Origin of the sequence: Claveliimonas sp. (assembly GCF_037273965.1) — a bacterium.
Taxonomy (GTDB): Bacteria; Bacillota; Clostridia; order Lachnospirales; family Lachnospiraceae; genus Claveliimonas; species Claveliimonas bilis.
The window spans coordinates 16,492-34,457 of sequence record NZ_JAYAZJ010000082.1; the positions used below are offsets into that span (position 1 = coordinate 16,492).

At 44.6% G+C, this 17,966-nt stretch carries 17 protein-coding genes; 6 read left to right on the forward strand and 11 right to left on the reverse strand.

Annotated features, from left to right (window positions below):
• Positions 1-51 precede the first annotated feature (51 nt).
• Positions 52-1,266, forward strand: coding sequence for a [FeFe] hydrogenase H-cluster maturation GTPase HydF (hydF, locus tag WJ238_RS07640; RefSeq protein ID WP_337606601.1), 1,215 nt, complete (start codon positions 52-54; stop codon positions 1,264-1,266).
• Positions 1,267-1,276: 10 nt separating this feature from the next.
• On the opposite strand, the gene WJ238_RS07645 is transcribed toward hydF, so the two are convergent.
• Together WJ238_RS07645 and proC are read right to left on the reverse strand one after the other, a co-directional pair.
• Positions 1,277-2,212, reverse strand: a complete 936-nt coding sequence (locus WJ238_RS07645; RefSeq protein ID WP_337606602.1) for a CPBP family glutamic-type intramembrane protease — start codon at positions 2,210-2,212, stop codon at positions 1,277-1,279.
• Positions 2,213-2,246: 34 nt separating this feature from the next.
• Positions 2,247-3,041 carry a pyrroline-5-carboxylate reductase gene (proC, locus tag WJ238_RS07650; RefSeq protein WP_337606609.1) on the reverse strand — a complete coding sequence of 265 codons (795 nt, stop codon included), beginning with the start codon at positions 3,039-3,041 and terminating at the stop codon, positions 2,247-2,249.
• Positions 3,042-3,228: 187 nt separating this feature from the next.
• Here proC and WJ238_RS07655 point away from each other — a divergent pair, with 187 nt between their 5' ends.
• From WJ238_RS07655 to WJ238_RS07670, 4 genes are all read left to right on the forward strand, one after another.
• A complete protein-coding gene (locus WJ238_RS07655) occupies positions 3,229-4,146 on the forward strand; it encodes a diacylglycerol/lipid kinase family protein (protein ID WP_337606603.1) in 918 nt (305 codons plus the stop codon).
• A 17-nt stretch (positions 4,147-4,163) separates the two neighbouring features.
• Positions 4,164-5,024 (forward strand): glycerophosphodiester phosphodiesterase, encoded by an 861-nt coding sequence (locus tag WJ238_RS07660; RefSeq protein ID WP_337606604.1) that lies wholly within the window; start codon positions 4,164-4,166, stop codon positions 5,022-5,024.
• Between the two features lie 123 nt (positions 5,025-5,147).
• A complete protein-coding gene (locus WJ238_RS07665; RefSeq protein ID WP_337606605.1) occupies positions 5,148-5,804 on the forward strand; it encodes a phosphatase PAP2 family protein in 657 nt (218 codons plus the stop codon).
• Positions 5,805-5,869: 65 nt separating this feature from the next.
• The gene (locus WJ238_RS07670; protein ID WP_230106971.1) at positions 5,870-6,292 is read left to right on the forward strand and encodes a bacteriohemerythrin; all 423 of its coding nucleotides are present in this window, start codon (positions 5,870-5,872) and stop codon (positions 6,290-6,292) included.
• A 67-nt stretch (positions 6,293-6,359) separates the two neighbouring features.
• Here WJ238_RS07670 and mutY read toward each other — a convergent pair whose 3' ends face one another.
• The 7 genes from mutY to WJ238_RS07705 all read right to left on the reverse strand — a co-directional run bounded on the left by mutY (position 6,360) and on the right by WJ238_RS07705 (position 12,900).
• Complete coding sequence (gene mutY, locus WJ238_RS07675) at positions 6,360-8,123, reverse strand: A/G-specific adenine glycosylase (RefSeq protein WP_316268214.1); 1,764 nt, start codon at positions 8,121-8,123, stop codon at positions 6,360-6,362.
• 118 nt (positions 8,124-8,241) lie between these two features.
• Positions 8,242-8,985, reverse strand: coding sequence for an amino acid ABC transporter ATP-binding protein (locus tag WJ238_RS07680; RefSeq protein WP_304999998.1), 744 nt, complete (start codon positions 8,983-8,985; stop codon positions 8,242-8,244).
• Positions 8,975-9,667, reverse strand: coding sequence for an amino acid ABC transporter permease (locus tag WJ238_RS07685; RefSeq protein ID WP_230106973.1), 693 nt, complete (start codon positions 9,665-9,667; stop codon positions 8,975-8,977). The genes WJ238_RS07680 and WJ238_RS07685 overlap by 11 nt, the downstream gene beginning before the upstream one ends.
• A 33-nt stretch (positions 9,668-9,700) precedes the next feature.
• Positions 9,701-10,477, reverse strand: coding sequence for a basic amino acid ABC transporter substrate-binding protein (locus tag WJ238_RS07690; RefSeq protein WP_337606606.1), 777 nt, complete (start codon positions 10,475-10,477; stop codon positions 9,701-9,703).
• A 115-nt stretch (positions 10,478-10,592) separates the two neighbouring features.
• Positions 10,593-11,420, reverse strand: coding sequence for an undecaprenyl-diphosphate phosphatase (locus tag WJ238_RS07695; RefSeq protein ID WP_230106975.1), 828 nt, complete (start codon positions 11,418-11,420; stop codon positions 10,593-10,595).
• 36 nt (positions 11,421-11,456) lie between these two features.
• Positions 11,457-12,329, reverse strand: a complete 873-nt coding sequence (locus WJ238_RS07700) for a Cof-type HAD-IIB family hydrolase (RefSeq protein WP_230106976.1) — start codon at positions 12,327-12,329, stop codon at positions 11,457-11,459.
• Complete coding sequence (locus WJ238_RS07705) at positions 12,310-12,900, reverse strand: DUF1444 domain-containing protein (RefSeq protein ID WP_337606607.1); 591 nt, start codon at positions 12,898-12,900, stop codon at positions 12,310-12,312. Before WJ238_RS07705 ends, WJ238_RS07700 begins: the two co-directional genes overlap by 20 nt.
• Positions 12,901-13,012: 112 nt before the next feature.
• Here WJ238_RS07705 and WJ238_RS07710 point away from each other — a divergent pair, with 112 nt between their 5' ends.
• Entirely contained in the window at positions 13,013-14,053 is a 1,041-nt protein-coding gene (locus WJ238_RS07710) for a 3D domain-containing protein (protein WP_230106978.1), read from the forward strand.
• Between the two features lie 86 nt (positions 14,054-14,139).
• Here WJ238_RS07710 and WJ238_RS07715 read toward each other — a convergent pair whose 3' ends face one another.
• Both WJ238_RS07715 and adhE read right to left on the reverse strand, forming a co-directional pair.
• Positions 14,140-14,895, reverse strand: a complete 756-nt coding sequence (locus WJ238_RS07715) for an aminoglycoside phosphotransferase family protein (RefSeq protein WP_337606608.1) — start codon at positions 14,893-14,895, stop codon at positions 14,140-14,142.
• 250 nt (positions 14,896-15,145) lie between these two features.
• A complete protein-coding gene (gene adhE, locus WJ238_RS07720) occupies positions 15,146-17,767 on the reverse strand; it encodes a bifunctional acetaldehyde-CoA/alcohol dehydrogenase (RefSeq protein WP_230106980.1) in 2,622 nt (873 codons plus the stop codon).
• Positions 17,768-17,966: the final 199 nt, after the last annotated feature.

Sequence of the window (17,966 nt, forward strand, 5' to 3'; positions counted from 1 at the left end):
CGGGCCGGGGCCTGCACAAAGCTCCGGCCGCTCTAACGAAAGGAGACTTTTATGAGCTTAAACAACACCCCCAGCTCCGAGCGCGTTCATATCGGCATTTTCGGAAAGCGCAACGCCGGAAAATCCAGCCTTATTAACGCTGTAACTTCCCAAAATCTTGCCATTGTTTCCGATATCAAAGGCACTACCACAGATCCTGTCATGAAAGCCATGGAACTTCTCCCCCTGGGTCCGGTCGTCCTCATTGACACCCCCGGACTTGATGACAGCGGAGAGCTTGGCCTTATGCGCATCCAAAAGGCCCACCAGGCTCTGAACCGCTGCGACATTGCCGTCCTTGTCATTGACGCACTGGAAGGTATCACGCCGGAAGACGGAAAAATTCTGGAAAAGATACAAAAGAAGCAGATTCCCTGTATTCTTGCCATAAATAAATGTGATCTGCTCTCCTCGTTCGACTCTCCTGTCCCTCTGACAGATTCTTTGCCGGACAACATCCATACTGTCCGCATCAGTGCCAGAAATGGACAGGGGATCTTTGAATTGAAGGAAATGCTTGCCGCCAGTCTTCCTGAGGAAGACAAAGGAAGACGCATTGTAGGGGATCTGATCCATCCCTCCAGTCTGGTGATACTTGTCATCCCCATTGACAAAGCAGCGCCGAAGGGACGTCTCATCCTGCCGCAGCAGCAGACCATCCGCGATATTCTTGATTCCGGCGCTTATGCCCTGACTGTCCGTGAAACAGAACTTGCTGCCGCACTTTCTTCTCTTGGCAGGACCCCTGACCTTGTCATTACAGACAGCCAGGCATTTTCCTACGTCGCCGAAATTGTTCCAGAAGAGATCCCTCTCACCTCTTTTTCTATTTTATTTGCCAGATACAAAGGGAATTTAAAAACTCTGGCAGACGGTGCCAGAGCTTTGGACTCCTTAAAGGAGGATGATACCATTTTAATCTCAGAAGGCTGTACCCATCACAGACAATGCGAGGATATCGGAACAGTCAAGCTTCCGAATCTCATTCGGAAGCACACCGGATGCAAGGACCTTACGTTCTCCTTCACAAGCGGCACAGAATTTCCCGCTGATTTAAGCGGCTTTTCCATGATCGTCCACTGCGGCGGATGCACCCTTAACGAAAGAGAAATGAAATACAGGCTCTCCTGCGCGGAAGACGCCGGCATCCCTATCACCAATTACGGCACGGCCATTGCACATATGAACGGCATCCTTCCCCGCTGCCTGCAGCCGTTTTCACTGTAACAAATACACGCTACGCCAGAGCAACAATTGTTGAAAGAAACATCAGCAGCATTCCCATAAGGAAAAGGAAGAAGCTGACAACAAGCAGAAGAACCAGCTGCCATCTCTTTTCTCTGGGAAATATACCCTTTGTATATCCCGGCTGTCCTCTGTGGATCAGATAATTTCCTATATAGAGCAAAAGAGGCGCGCCGGAGGAGTACATCAGATAGATTGCCATCACCATCAGAGAAACTCCTCCTGCCATCTGCTGCTGTACTTCTGCCATCTGGCTCTGATCCACAGCGGCCCCGGGCATCATGGAAAGGAAGAGAAGCAGGAGAATCGGCACTGCATTATTGATAAGATGAAACAGCATATTATAGAACATATTATCTGTCTCCATCAGAAGATATCCCATTGCAATTCCAAGGATCGTTGTAGGGATGGCTCTCCAGATGCTTCCATGGAACAGTCCGAATACTACTGAAACAACCAGAATACCGATCCATTTATTTCTTATACTCCGAAAGCATCCAAGAAAAGTCCCTCGGAACGCCACTTCCTCACACACAGCAGGAGTCAGGGCAACAAGGAAAAGGGAGAACCAGGCCGGAAGCGTCATTACCACGCTTCCCACATCCTCTCCTGCCCCCAGCATCTGCTGTGGAAAGAAATAGCTGAGGACGCCCACAATACCCATGGCTGCCAGAAATGTTCCAAGCCAGAGCACAATAGTGCCTCCTACCTTGGCTGCTTCCGGCCTCTTCAGAGGGAAAATCCGCCGAATATCCGCCCGAAACGCCGCAGCAATTCCCACTGCAAGCACAATCAGCAGAAGCTCTCCGATCAGTGTCCCCCACACGCCGAACCAGCGGCCAAATAATCCGCTCAAGATAAAAATATCTATCCAAAATACAGGTACAAATATGACCGCCATCCACGGCTTCAGTTGTCTTTTTTCCATTCTGTCTTTTAATCTCCTTTATTTGATACACAGGTTACAGGCTTTTTGAAATCTCTTCACATGTTTTCATTGCTTCTATCACTGCACTGCGAAATCCCATCTCCTCCAGCACCCGCACCGCTTCGATGGTTGTACCTGCCGGCGAACACACCATATCCTTCAGCTCTGCCGGATGTTTTCCTGTTTCCAGAACCATTTTTGCACTTCCCATTACCGCCTGGGCAGCAAATTTATAAGCCTGGGCTCTTGGCATTCCTCCGGATACCGCCGCATCCGCCATAGCCTCGATCAAAATAAATACATAGGCCGGGGAACTTCCGCTTACAGATACCACAGCGTCCATCAGACGCTCCGGGATCACTTCTGCTTTTCCAAAGCTTCCAAGAATTTTCAAAGCCTCTTCCATCTCCTCTTCCGTTACATATTTATTTTTGCATACCGCTGTCATTCCCTCTCCAACCATTGCAGGAGTATTTGGCATTGTACGTATGATCTTTACCGGCTTCCCAAACTGTTCCTCTACCCAGTCAAGTGTTTTTCCGGGAGCAATGGTAATGATGAGATGGCTGTCTGTGATCTCATCTTTGATCTCCTCGATCACATCGGCATAAAACTGTGGTTTTACAGAAAGGATAAGAATCTTAGCCTCTCTTGCAGCTGTTTTATTGTCAGCTGTCACATGGATGCCGTACTTCTCCTGCACCCGCTTTCTGCCTGCTTCAGTGGGATCTGCCCCGATCACTTCATCCGCCTTGGCAAGACCATTTGCAAGGATACCTCCCATCATGGCAGTCGCCATATTTCCTGTTCCAATAAATCCCAGTTTCATCATTCTATTCTTCCTCCTTAATCAAAGACCCGCTCTCATGCGCTGCCTGCCTTCTGCAGTGTAAGGAGTTGTCTTTTATCTGAATCTTCCTTAAATATAACATCTTGTCATTAAAATAGCAATCTCTCTTGTTGTCTCACAGGCACATCCGCGGTATAATTTTATATTATCTGAAGGGAGAACATCTATGTATACATTTATCATAAATCCCAACGCCCGTTCCGGACTTGGCGGCAGGGTATGGGAACAGTTGGAACCAAAACTGAAAGAATCTTCCGTTCCATACCGGGCGTTTTTTACAAAATATCAGCGCCACGCTACTGCCATGACCCGAAAGCTGACTTCTGACGGTCAGGAACACACCATCATTGTTCTTGGAGGAGACGGAACTATCAATGAGGTGATCGGAGGAATAAAAAATCTCTCCCTCGTCACTGTGGGGTATATTCCCATCGGCTCAAGCAATGATTTTGCCCGCGCTTTCGCGCTTCCCCGTGATCCACAAAAAGCCCTTGCAGCAATCCTCTCTCCCGCCTCCTATTCCTACATGAACGTAGGGCTTCTCTTTTATAAAAACAGAACAAAACGCTTTGCAGTAAGCGCCGGACTGGGGTTTGACGCCGCCATCTGCCATCAGGCTGTTATCTCCCGGATGAAAGTCATACTCAACCGGCTCGGTCTTGGCAAACTGACTTATGCTGCCATCGCCTTTCACCGGCTGATCCACCTGCTCCCGGCATCTATGCAGGTAACGCTGGACGGCAAAAAAACCCTTTCCTTTTCAAAGGTTTTCTTTACCGTTGCAATGAACCACCCATATGAGGGAGGCGGTTTTCGTTTCTGTCCGGAGGCGGATCCCTGTGACGGTCTTTTAAATGTCATGGTAATCTCCGGCATTTCCAGAATCAAAGCGCTTCTTTTGCTGCCCTTTGCCTTCAAAGGATGGCATACCCGCTTCCACGGAGTTTATACTTATACATGCAAAGAGGTGCAGATTGAAAGCGATATTGCTCTCCCGGTCCATACCGACGGAGAACCTGTCTTTTTACAGCACTCGATCCGCGCCTGCCTTGAACCGGAAAAACTCCGTGTCATTACCGGATAGGAAAGGATGTGAAATTTATGCCATCATTTATTGTATTTATTCCAAAGCCTTTGTTTGCAGCTGCTGTCGTTATCCTGATCGCATGCCTTGCGATCGGACTCTATCTTTTTTCCATACTTCCAAGAACTTCCAGGAAAAAAGAAATGGAACAATACCAGAATATAAAATTTGCCCATCGGGGATATCATTCTTCCAGTCATCTCATTCCTGAAAATTCTATTGCTGCCTTCAAGGCTGCTGCCCGCCTCCACTATGGAATTGAGCTTGATGTCCACCTGACAAAGGACGGTCAGGTCGCTGTTTTCCATGACGATACGCTGGACCGGCTCTGTGGCGTTACAGGCCGGATCGAGTCCTATACATACAGTGAACTGCAGCAGTTTTTTCTGCTGCATACATCTGAGAAGATCCCTCTGTTATCTGAGGTTCTCTCCTTCATTGACGGGAGGGTGCCTCTTCTCATTGAACTGAAGATACCCGGACGTTCTGTCCGGATCTGCGAAAAGACTTATGAAATCCTGAAAACTTACAACGGCCCTTTTCTGATCCAGTCTTTCAACACAATGGGACTTCACTGGTTTCGCCTTCACGCCCCTCACATACTGCGCGGCCAGCTTTCCTCCAACCTGACTGCCAGTCCCACAAGAGAACCCTATATTCTCAAGTTCATGGCAAAACATCTTCTTTTTAATTTTCTGGGAAGGCCGGACTTTATTTCTTATAAGCTGAAAGATCTGCCGGAGATCAGTGTATGGATCTGCCGCCGGGTCTTTCAGACTCCGGTTGCCGTATGGACTTTGCGCACAGAAAAAGCCCGCACACTGGGCTCTCTTCACTATGATATGCAGATTTTCGAAAAAGAAGCGGAATTTTATTAAGAAACGGTGAACCGCCTTGTTGATTAAACTTTTTCGTGTTATAATTCCAGTGAATTAAAAATATAATTTCTATGCAAACTGTAATAAAAAACTGTAATAATATTGCTGAAGGGAAGTATTATAATGAAAATCACCGCCTTTCTGAAGAAATACAGCCACGCATGGGTCTTTTTGTACGGGCTGATCTACATGCCATGGTTTCTCTATCTGGAAAATCACGTATCAAAAGATTATTACCTGATCCATTCTCCGCTGGATGACTATATTCCGTTTATTGAATATTTCATTGTACCCTATCTGCTTTGGTTTGTCTTTATCGCAGTAATAGTAGGATACTTTTTCTTTACAAATAAAAAGGGCTTTTATCGCCTGTGCGCTTTCATGTTTACGGGAATGACAATTTTTCTTATTGTATGCACCGTCTTTCCCAATGGACTGGATCTAAGACCTGATACCTTGACGCGGGACAATATTTTTACGGATCTGGTACGCCTTGTATATGCAGCGGATACACCGACAAATGTTCTGCCCAGTATTCATGTGTTCAATACTTTGTCCGTTATTTTTGCTGTTGCCCACGACGAAGGAATGAAAAACCGCAAACGCCTGAAAGGTTTTATTTACATTTTTGGCACACTCATCATTCTTTCAACAATGTTTTTAAAGCAACATTCCGTAACGGATGTCTTTGCCGCAATGGTAATGGCTGGGATCATTTATCCTTTTGTGTATGTGCCTGCACGCAGAAAAGCGCCCAAACTTTCACATCAGCCCATTTGATCATAAAATACAAGGGGGAACCTTTGCTATAAATTTTATCTTTTTATACAAGGAGGAAAAATACAATGTATGCAGAATTTAGTGATAACCTGGTAACCGGAAATGAAATGATCGATTCCCAGCACAAAGAACTGATCGAAAAAATCAACGAGGTGTTAAGAAGCTGTGAGCAGAGCAACGATAAAGCAGTTGCGGTAAGAACTCTGGATTATCTGGAAGAGTATACAAACTTTCATTTTTCTGCTGAAGAGCAGCTTCAGAGAGAAATTGAGTATCCCGGTTTCCTGAAACATAAAGAGCAGCATGAAATCTTTAAACAGACGATCGCTGATCTTCAGGACATGCTTGTTGAAGAGGAAGGACCTTCTCCTGCTTTTGTTGCAAAAGTACAGGAAAAAGTAGTTGAATGGCTTTATGTGCACATTGAAGGCTTTGACCGCTCTGTTGCCGAATACAAATTCATGCGTGAAAACAACGAACGTTTATAAAGGCCCATAAAGCCCGAAACAAAAGAAACAGAAAATAAGGAAAAGAGTTCCAATGCGGAACTCTTTTTTATTCTTCCGAATATCTGTCATTTCCCAGACGGATATTAAGATAGCCCACATATTTCTCGAAAGCGGACGGAATAGGATATTCCTTCTCCACTTCCTCCGGCCTCACAAACAGCATAGGTTCCCGACAGGACTTCTCCAGTTCGTCCACCCAGATAAAATATCCGGTCATCTCCCACTCCACATGACTGAAAATATGTTTTGCCTCTCCAAGTGCCTTTACCCGTACAGGTGTAAGACCGATCTTCTTACTGTAGGCAACCGCTTCCTCCATGGAAAGGTGCCCCTTTTCATTTGGAAGCTCATATAAGCCTGCCAGAAGCCCTTTTTTCGGTCTTTTACGGATCGCCGCTTTCTCTCCGTCCCGGAAAATGAAAACCGTCTTCTTCTCCTTCTTTCTCTCTTTTGGTTTTCTGCGCACCGGAATCTCGCCCTGCAGTCCTTCCCTGTGTGCGCTGCACCATTTCTGCAGGGGACATTCCCGGCATTTCGGTTCTCCGTTTGGCAGACAGATCAGGGCTCCAAGTTCTATCAGTCCCTGCCCAAAATCACTGGCTTCCTTAGGCGGAATTACCTTCTCCAGCTTCTCCTCCATCTGTTTTTTGACAGACGCCTTCATAATATCCTCTCTGCTTCCAAGGATCCTGGATAAGACCCGCAGCACATTCCCATCCACTGCAGCCTTGGGAAGACCGTATGCAAAAGCACTGATAGCTCCCGCTGTATAGCTTCCGATTCCTTTCAAAGAAAGGATTGCTTCATAGTGATCCGGAAATTGCCCGTCAAAATCCATCATGATCTGCTGCGCCGCCTTCTGCATATTCCTCACGCGGTTATAATACCCAAGTCCTTCCCACAGCTTAAGGAGCGTATCCTCTCCTGCTTCCGCCAGATCTTTCACTGTGGGAAGCGCTTTTAGGAATCTTGCGTAATAAGGCTTTACAGCCTCCACCCTCGTCTGCTGCAGCATAATCTCTGAGATCCATACATGATAGGGGGTTGGATCTTCTCTCCACGGAAGCTTCCTTCTGTTCTCCCGATACCAGGAGATAAGTGAATCTCTCATTTCATACAGCCTGGGATCTTCCAGAATAACCGGAACCTGTCCTTTGACTTCTATTTTATCCTTTTCCACATGGCAATCCACCGCCATCACCTTCACTCCGGCCTTTTCCGCTTCCTTCAGCGCTTCGCAAAAAGCCGGATGGGTATCCCGGTTGGGAGTAAAGAACTTTACGCCCTCCATCTGCACGACAAAAAGCACATAACACTCATAACCTTCTTTCACAGCCCCGGCCAGCTCTTCCACATGCTTCACTGCCCGGTCGCTGGGCGCGTCGGGAAAACGGACGACACCATCCTCTTCCAGCGTCACTCCCTTTACCTCGATCAGGATTTTTTTGTTTTCCGCCTCCACATACAGATCGATCCGTGACTTCCCGTAAGTATATTCCCGGCGTATCAGCGCCGGTTCCCGAAACAGTCCCCCTCCTTCTATCCACTCTTTTGCAGCGGCATTCGGCACCTGGGAGTCCATGTTGATCAGGCGGTCCTTTTTCAGAACTGCGATCAGATCCCACTTTGTCTTTCTTTCCGGATTTTCTGCTTTCTGTACGTAGACTTTTGTTCCGGGTATAAGAAGTTCGGCGCACCTTCCTGTATTCTTTACATGAACCGTTTCTTTCTTCCCATCTATATCAATATATGCAATAAACCGATTGGGCCGCTCCAGAAACGTTCCCTCATAGATTCGTTCGTATTTCATGATCTTCTCCTTTTCTTTTCCGATTATAACAGAAAAATCACAAAAAGGGCAGGGGGTATTCCCCTGCCCTGTATACTTCAGCGCCGCTTTCGGCTCTGCCTTTTTTTGATCAAATTTTTTATAGAATCTTGGATAAAAATTCCTGAAGTCTGGGCTCCTTTGGCCTTGTGAAAAACTCCTCCGGTTCTCCCTCTTCCTTGATCTGACCTTCATCCATAAAAACGACTCTCGTGCCGACTTCACGGGCAAATCCCATCTCATGGGTAACAACAACCATTGTCATTCCCTCTTTTGCCAGCTGCTTCATGAGATCTAAAACCTCTCCGACCATCTCCGGATCAAGTGCAGAGGTAGGCTCATCAAAAAGCATCACATCCGGTTTCATAGCCAGAGAACGCACAATGGCAATTCTCTGCTTCTGTCCTCCGGACAGCTGTGACGGATAAGCATTTGCCTTTCCTTCCAGCCCTACTCGCTCCAGAAGTTTCATTGCTTCTTCTTCCGCTTCTTTTTTGTCTTTTTTCAGAAGCTTAACAGGTGCAAGCGTGATATTCTGAAGAATCGTCTTATGAGGGAATAAATTAAAATGCTGGAACACCATTCCCATCTTCTGACGATGTTTGTTGATATCAACTTTTTTATCTGTAATATCGACTCCGTCAAAATATATATGTCCTTTGGATGGAACCTCCAAAAGATTCAGAGATCTCAAAAGCGTTGATTTGCCGGAACCGGAAGGACCGATGATCACCACAACTTCCCCTCTTTTAATTTCTCCGGAAATACCATTCAGGGCATGAAGCTCACCAAATATCTTATGCACATCCTCAATGCGGATCAATACATCTTCCTTAGTGGTCACTGTTCCTCAGCCTCCTTTCCAGCATATTTACCAGCTTAGTAAAAATAAGCACCATAACAAGGTAAATAAGTGCGACTGCAAACAGAGGCATAAACGCACTGTATGTCTGGCTTCGGATAATATCTCCGCCCTTGGTGAGATCCTGCAGGGCAATATATCCCGATACAGAAGTCTCTTTTAAAAGTACGATAAACTCATTTCCAAGCGCCGGCAGGACGTTTTTAAAAGCCTGCGGCATTACAATATAAAACATTGTCTGACTGTATGTGAATCCAAGGCTTCTTCCTGCCTCCATCTGTCCGTTGTCAATGGACATGATACCCGATCGGAATATTTCCGCCACATAGGCCCCTGAATTAAATCCAAATGCCATCACCGCCACAATAATCTTATCAACTGAAACACTGGCAAAGATGACGAAATATATGATCAGCAGCTGTACAACAACAGGCGTTCCCCTGATCACAGTCAGATACAGCTTGCAGAGCAGATTGAGAATACGAAGCTTACCTGTCTTATCATACGTAGAACGCACAATGGCCACAAGAAGTCCCAGAACAATGCCGATAAGCACGGCCAGAAAAGTTACCTGAAGCGTTACTTTCAGGCCATCCCATATAAATCTCCACCGCTCATCTTTTATAAAGTTTAAATAAAATTTCTCTTGCCATTCCTGCAACATAATTTACACCTTATCTATTGGTCCGATCATGAATTAGTCTTCATCTGAAGTAATATATTTTGCAACGATCTCATCCAGTTTTCCGGATTCTTTCAGATCTGCGATCGCTCCGTTGATCTGCTCAAGCAGCTCTTCGTTATCCTTTGCCACAACAATCGCGTACTCTTCCTGTGTATATGCCTCATCCAGGATCTTTGTTCCTTCTGCGGACTCAACAAACTTCTTAGCCGGCTCACCGTCGATCACAACTGCATCGATCTTATCCTGTGTCAGAGCCTGCACTGCCTCAAATCCTTTGTTGTATCTTTCTACTGTAGCATCTTCGATATCAGATACATACATATCTCCTGTTGTTCCCAGCTGAACACCGATCTTCTTTCCTGCCAGATCGTCCGGTCCGGCAATCGTACTGTCCTCATTTACAATGATTACCTGTGTCGCTTCCGCATAAGTATCTGTAAAGTTGACTTCCTTCTCACGATCCGGATCCACCGTCATACCTGCTGCTCCGAAATCAGCTTTTCCGCTTGTTACAGCAGCAATGATAGAGTCAAATGCCATATCCTCGATCTTCAGCTCCATACCCAGCTCATCTGCAATTGCATTGGCAATATCCACATCGATTCCTACGATGTCCTGTCCTTCATAATATTCATAAGGCGGAAATTCCGCATTTGTTGCCATAACAAGAGTATCCTTTTCCTCTGTGCTGTCTCCGCCCTCTGATGATGAATCACTGCTGCCGCATGCTGCAAGACCGGCCACACATGCTGCTGCCAACATTACACTGATTACTTTTTTCCATTTCATATTCCTTTTCCTCCTGATTATCCCCATTTATTTTAATCATTTATGCGTATAAAAATTCAAGTCTAGTACATATTCTAACACGAAACCAAGAAAAAACAAGTATCTTTTTGGATTCTTATGCAATTATCAACTGAACCAGTGACACGATAATGATAATAGCACCCAGCGCTATCCGGTAATAACCGAATATTTTGAAATCATGCTGCTTGATATAACCCATCAAAAATTTAATTGCAACAACAGACAATCCAAAGGACACAAGACATCCCAAAGCAAGCATTCCCGCTTCTTTCGCTGTAAAGGACAGACCAAAATTCACCAGTTTCAAAAGACTTGCACCAAACATAGCCGGAATTGCAAGGAAAAAGGTAAATTCCGCTGCCGTACTTCTTGAAATTCCAATCATCAATGCCCCTACGATAGTAGCTCCTGATCTGGATGTTCCCGGAATAAGGGCAAGCATCTGAAATACACCGATCCAAAGCAGCATCTGCACAGATAACTCGGATATTTTAGTTACTTTTGGTCTCTGATGCTTATTTCTATTTTCCACAACAATAAACAGAACACCATATACGATCAGCATCACTGCCACAGGAAGCGGCTTATAGAAAACAGCATCCAGGTAGTCATTAAAAAGCACACCCACAATTCCTGCCGGGACAGAAGCGATCAGCACTTTGATCCACATCTGCCATGTCAGCATTTTCTGTTTCTGTGTCTTTCTCGGAGAAAATGGATTCAGCTTATGGAAATACAAAACTACAACTGCCATAATTGCCCCCAGCTGAATGACAACATTAAACATTTCCATAAAAGCATCACTTAAATCCGGCTTAAGAATATCTCCCACCAGAATCAGATGGCCGGTACTGCTGACCGGAAGCCACTCTGTAATACCTTCCACAATCCCAAGGATAATTACCTTAATCACATCTAACATTTTCGCTCTCCTCTTTCATTTTGTCATTTTCCGGCATCACACATCCCCATCCAGCACATATTTCTCGATAGCGGCGGCCACGCCTTCCTCATCATTTGACAGAGTCACTTCATCTGCTGCTGCCTTAGCCTCTTCTACTGCATTGCTCATTGCAATACCCAATCCGGCTTCCTGCAGCATAGCCGTATCGTTCCGTCCGTCTCCAAAGGCCATGATCTCTTCCCGTTCAATGCCAAGAATTTTTCCCAGCATCAAAATCCCTTTGCCTTTATTTACTCCTTTGGCATTTACTTCTATATTATTGCACAGCGCTCCTGTAATCTCAATATCCAGAATATGATCTTCTACTTCTTTCCAGGCTTTTTTACAATCCTCCTCCGAAGAAAAAATGGCCTGTACTTTATCGGTAGGCAGCTTCTTCCTGTTAAAAAGCTCTGTTACATTTTCAACGGGCCGACGCGTATTCAGTATGTATGCAGCCATGGGAACTCTTGGTACAAAGTCCCCCAGCCTATTAAGAGCGCTTTCTTCCGTATATCCCACTCCATTATAGTACACCTCCAGGAGTGCGTCATACTTTCCGCATATTTCCAATACCTTTTTCCCGTTTTCATAGGATACCTGATCCTCATAAAGGATACGTCCCTCCAAACTGTCCACGATCCGGGCACCATTTGCAGTAACTGCATACCTCACTCCCGGAAATTCCATAACCTCTTTTGGAATGCCGGAGAGAGGACGCCCTGTTGCAGGCAGAACAACAATGCCCTGTTCGATCGCTCTCCTTAAAACATCCTTTGTACGATCCGTCAGGACTTTATCGCTGGTAAGCAAAGTACCGTCCAGGTCGAGTGCGATCATCCTGATCTTTTTCCCCGTTTTCTTTCTGTCAGTGCTGCATTTTATCATATACGAGCAGTTCCTTTCCGTCTTTTGTAAAAATCAAAAGTTCTGTACTGATTCTATCCTGACTTCTTTCATATGCCTCATTTCCGAAGTCGATCATCTTGCCTACTACTTCCTCCTGTTTTGCCGGGGCAAACAAAACCAGATCCTTGGAAGGCACCATGAGCACAAGATCATCGTCCAGCTTCTCGGCACACACATTCCAGATGTGCTGCAGACACAGAGAGCTTGCTTCATGATGGCCGTCGGCTACAATGCCAAACCCTCCGTACCATGTATTTGACACTACAAATTCTATATCTCTTGCAAGGTTTTCACAGGCTGTATAGTAAAGCTGTTCTATGTCGAAGTCAGGAGGAAGCATATTGTCCTTAATGATTTCATATGCATCTTCCCCTCTCTGTATAACCAGCAAAACCGTCAGCTCTCCTGCAAAGGCGATCAGCGGCGTATCCTTTTGGGAAATGTTTTTCCCGTTCAGCGCATGGCTGTCTCTTAGTTCATACTTTACCCATGGATAAATTTTGTCTTTTATATTTTCCATAAGATAATGTTCTTCTTCATATTTCTTCATCTGTTTCCCCTCCGGTATGATAGATTTTTCATGTTTTATCATAACAAAATTTGCGTAATAAAGCAATTTGTTGTATAATAGATACGCACTCGCCGAAAGAAAGGATATGTATATGATTAGTACAAGATTAAAACGCATGCTGCGCGTCGGCCTGCTTGCCGGATGCATAACAGTCATGGGGTGTACGAGCATTCTGGTATACGCAGACCCTTCTACGGAAGAATTAGAAAAACAAACAGATGGATTAGAGAACGAATTAAATAATCTGAACAAAAAATTGAATACTCTTAGCGGCGAACTGGAAGATCTTTCCTCAAAGATGGAGGAAACCAGCTCCGCAATGAAAGTTACACAGGAAAAAATGAAAGAGGCACAGGCAAGAGGCGAGGAACAATATGAAGCAATGAAGCTTCGGATCAAATATATGTACGAGGCGGGAAATACAAGTTTTATTGAACTGCTTTGTTCAGCAGAAGATATGGCTGATTTCCTGAATAAGACTGACTTCATCCAAAATGTCAGCGAATACGACAGGGAAATGCTCCAGGAACTGGAGGATACCCAGAACGAAATCAAAAAAGAAGGTGACACCTTAAAGAAACAGCAGGAAGAACTGGCTGATATGCAGGAACAGGTAAATGCTACCCGCACTGAACTTGAAAATGAAATTTCTTCCAAATCCAGTGAATTGGAAAAATATAAGGATCAGCTGCAGGCAGCAAAAGAAGCCGAAGCCCTTCTTGCACAGCAGAAAGCCGCTGAAGAAGCCGCGCGTCAGGCGCAGCAGAATGCAGCTCAGGATGCCCAGCAGGGCTCTTCCGGATCAGGATCAGGAGGCTCCAACGTTTCCACCGATGGAAAGCAGAGCCTGGGGCGCTTTAAGATCACGCACTACTGCTCCTGCTTTTACTGTACCGGTTCCTGGGGCGGTTCTCATACAGCAAGCGGTACAGTTCCCACAGCCGGTCGTACAATTGCAGTAGATCCAAGTGTAATTCCTCTCGGTTCACAGGTCATCATCAATGGACATGTCTATACGGCGGAAGATACCGGCGGTGCGATTAAAGGAAACAAAATCGATATCTTTGTCAGTGACCATGCTACTGCTCTTGCATATGGTGTATATTATGCCGAGGTTTATCGTGCAAACTAAACCGTTCAGAAAAAGGATGCGTGTCCCGCAATTGACACGCATCCTTTTTACTCTTTTATAGCGTTTGGCTTTCCCCTATCAGCAATTTATTGATAATCCATAACATCGATCCACTGCATCAGAAAATCCTTTTCCAGCTCATTGTCTTTTGTAAGCTGTGCAGCTGCGACAATAGGCAGCCACTGCTGCACATACTGAACTGCTATATCTGACTTTCTGCAGAACATCTTAAGATACAGGTCTGCTGCCTTTTGATCCTTCAGGGCAAAAAGCAGATAACTCATTGCCGCGTCAGCGCTGGCATTTCCGATCGTTGCATGAGCCCAGTCTACAATTGACATCTTTCCATTTTTGCCTACAATAATATTACTTGGATTAAAGTCCCCGTGGCAAAGCTTATCATGCCTTGGCATGCTTTCAAGACGGGTAAGCAGTTCATATCTCTGGCTTGCATCCAGTTCTTTGATGCTGTTGATCTGCCGGCGCAGTTTATCTTTAATATTGGATAACATAGGCGCCTTCTTAGAATGTACTTTCACCTGAAGATCCACAAAATCCTCCATATATTTATCCAGATTCTGCGGATCTACTTTCATCATTTCCTCCAGAGTCTTCCCTTCTCTGTATTCAAAAAACAGTGCCCATTTTCCGTCTATATTTTCTACCTTCTGTAGCTTAGGTATATCCAGCCCACATTCTTCCACACGGGCATTTTCCAATGCTTCATTAAAAATATCTACCTTGGGGTGTTTTTCACTGAACAATTTGATAATACTGTCCTCACACTGATATACTTTCTTGTATGGACGTTCCACGATCAGTCTGCATTTTTCCATATCCATAAGCTTACCTCCTTTATAAGTGTTCCGTTTTCCTGTTATCTATATTATACTCCTGCCTTTTCTATTTTTAAATACATTTTGATATTTTTTTAACTTATTTTTCTATTTTATTTTTATTGTTATTTAATTAACATTTTCAAATATGTGCTATTTCCTTTTTCTACAAGAACCGGCATATACACGAACACCATAGAAAGAGGCGCACCCAGCCGGGCACACCTCTTTCTGTGAGAAAAACTTATGAGAAAAACTATTTGCCATAATAGCATTTAAGATAAATGTCTTTCATTTCTTTCATCAATGGATATCTTGGATTTGCTGCGGTACACTGGTCATTGAATGCCTGTTCTACCATTTCATCCAGCGTATCCAGGAAATACTTTTCATCGATGCCATATTCTTTAATCGATTTCTTAATACCGATCTTTTCTTTCAGATCTTCCAGTTTTGCAAGAAGGTTCTCGAATACTTCCTGATCTGTCTTGCCCTGACATCCTGCAAAACGTCCAAGCTCTGCATATCTTGCCAGCGCATGAGGATACTGATACTGTGAGAATGTTCCCATTCTGGTCGGAGCTTCCGCTGCATTGTAGCGCATAACTTCTGTCAGCAGCACTGCATTTGCGACTCCATGCGGCAGATGATGGAATGCACCAAGTTTATGAGCCATAGAATGGTTCAGTCCCAGGAAGGCATTTGCAAATGCCATACCTGCCATACAGGAAGCGTTTGCCATCATTTCACGGGCATGAGGATCATTTGCTCCATTTTCATATGCTGACGGCAGATTATCAAATACCATCTTAACTGCCTTCATCGCAATTCCGTCTGTATAGTCTGTTGCCATAATAGAAACATACGCTTCAATCGCATGAGTCATAACATCAATACCGGATGCGCTTGTCAGTCCCTTTGGCTGTGTCATCATATTATCTACATCTACAATCGCCATATTGGGCAGTAATTCATAATCAGCGATAGGCCATTTTACGCCTGTATCTGCATCTGTAATGATTGCAAACGGCGTCACCTCAGATCCGGTACCGGAAGATGTCGGAATCGCTACAAAGTAAGCTTTTTCTCCCATCTTCGGGAAGGTATATACTCTCTTACGGATATCCATGAAATCCATTGCCATATCTTCAAAGTTTGCTTCCGGATGTTCATACATTACCCACATGATCTTGGCAGCGTCCATTGCGGAACCGCCTCCTAAAGCGATGATCGTATCCGGCTCAAACTGTCTCATCTGCTCTGTACCTCTGCGTGCACACTGCAGTGTCGGGTCCGGTGCAACTTCGTAGAAGCATGTATGCTGGATTCCCATCTCATCTAATTTTTCTTCGATCGGAGCAACATAGCCATTCTTATAAAGGAATGTATCTGTAACGATGAATGCCTTTTTCTTGTGCATTACTGTTCCCAGCTCATCTAATGCAACTGGCATACATCCTTTCTTAAAGTAAACCTTTTCCGGTGTTCTGAACCAAAGCATATTTTCTCTCCTCTCGGCAACTGTCTTAATGTTGATCAGATGTTTTACTCCAACGTTCTCTGATACGGAGTTTCCGCCCCAGGAACCGCATCCAAGAGTAAGAGAAGGCGCCAGTTTAAAGTTATAAAGATCACCAATGCCACCCTGTGAAGAAGGTGTATTGATCAAAATACGGCATGTTTTCATTGCTGCTGCATGTTTTGCAATTTTTTCAGTCTCTGCCGGATGTACGTAAAGGGCTGCTGTATGTCCGTATCCACCGTCTGCAACAAGTCTTTCTGCCTTTGAAAGTGCTTCATCAAATGTTTTAGCCTTGTACATTGCAAGTACCGGCGAAAGTTTTTCATGTGCAAATTCCTCAGAAATATCAACAGATTCTACTTCACCGATCAGGATTTTTGTATTTTCCGGCACATCAACACCTGCCAGCTGTGCAATCTCATAAGCGCTTTTTCCAGGAATTTTATTATTCAGCGCACCATTGATAATGATAGTCTTGCGTACCTTATCCAGCTCTTCCCCTGGTTTCAGGAAGTAACATCCGCGGTATGCAAATTCTTTCTTCACTTCTTCATATACACTCTCCAGTACAGTTACTGACTGTTCCGAAGCACAGATCATACCATTGTCAAATGTTTTGGAATGGATGATAGAGTTTACTGCATTTCTGATATCTGCTGTATCATCAATAATGACTGGTGTATTTCCGGCGCCTACACCTAACGCCGGCTTTCCGGAGGAGTAGGCCGATTTTACCATTCCCGGTCCGCCTGTTGCCAGGATGATATCCGCATCCCTCATAACAGTGTTTGTAAGTTCCAGCGAAGGAGTATCAATCCATCCGATAATCCCTTCCGGAGCGCCTGCCTTTACAGCTGCCTCTAAAACAACCTTTGCCGCTGCAATCGTACAAGCTTTTGCTGCCGGATGAGGACTGATAATGATCGCATTTCTTGTTTTCAGACAGATCAATGTTTTAAAGATTGCTGTTGATGTCGGATTCGTTGTAGGAATAACTGCAGCGACAAGTCCGATCGGCTCTGCAATTTTCTTGATTCCGTATGCTTTATCTTCCTCGATCACGCCGCATGTTTTTGTATTTTTATATGCATTGTAAATATATTCTGCTGCGTAATGATTTTTGATAACCTTATCTTCTACAACGCCTCTCCCTGTTTCTTCCACTGCCTGTTTTGCAAGGGGAATACGCATTTTGTTTGCAGCCATTGCCGCTTCAAAGAAAATCTTATCTACCTGCTCCTGCGTATAGGTTGCAAAAATCTTCTGTGCCTCGCGCATTGCTTTCATCTTTGCTTCAAGGCTCTCTACGCTGTCTACGATTTCCGGTACCACCGCTTCTTCTTTCTTTTTAGCCATTTTCATATCCTCCGTGTAAATAGTCTTTCTTGCTTTTCTTTTCGATGGGTTTAGTATACCCAATCGTTAATTATTTGTCAATATAAAATTGTTATTTTTTTATCATTTTCTTGTTTTTATACATATTACACTTACTTTTCATTGTTTATATGAGCTTTTTTGTGTATTATTACTTATTTTTTTCTCTAAAACCTCCCTT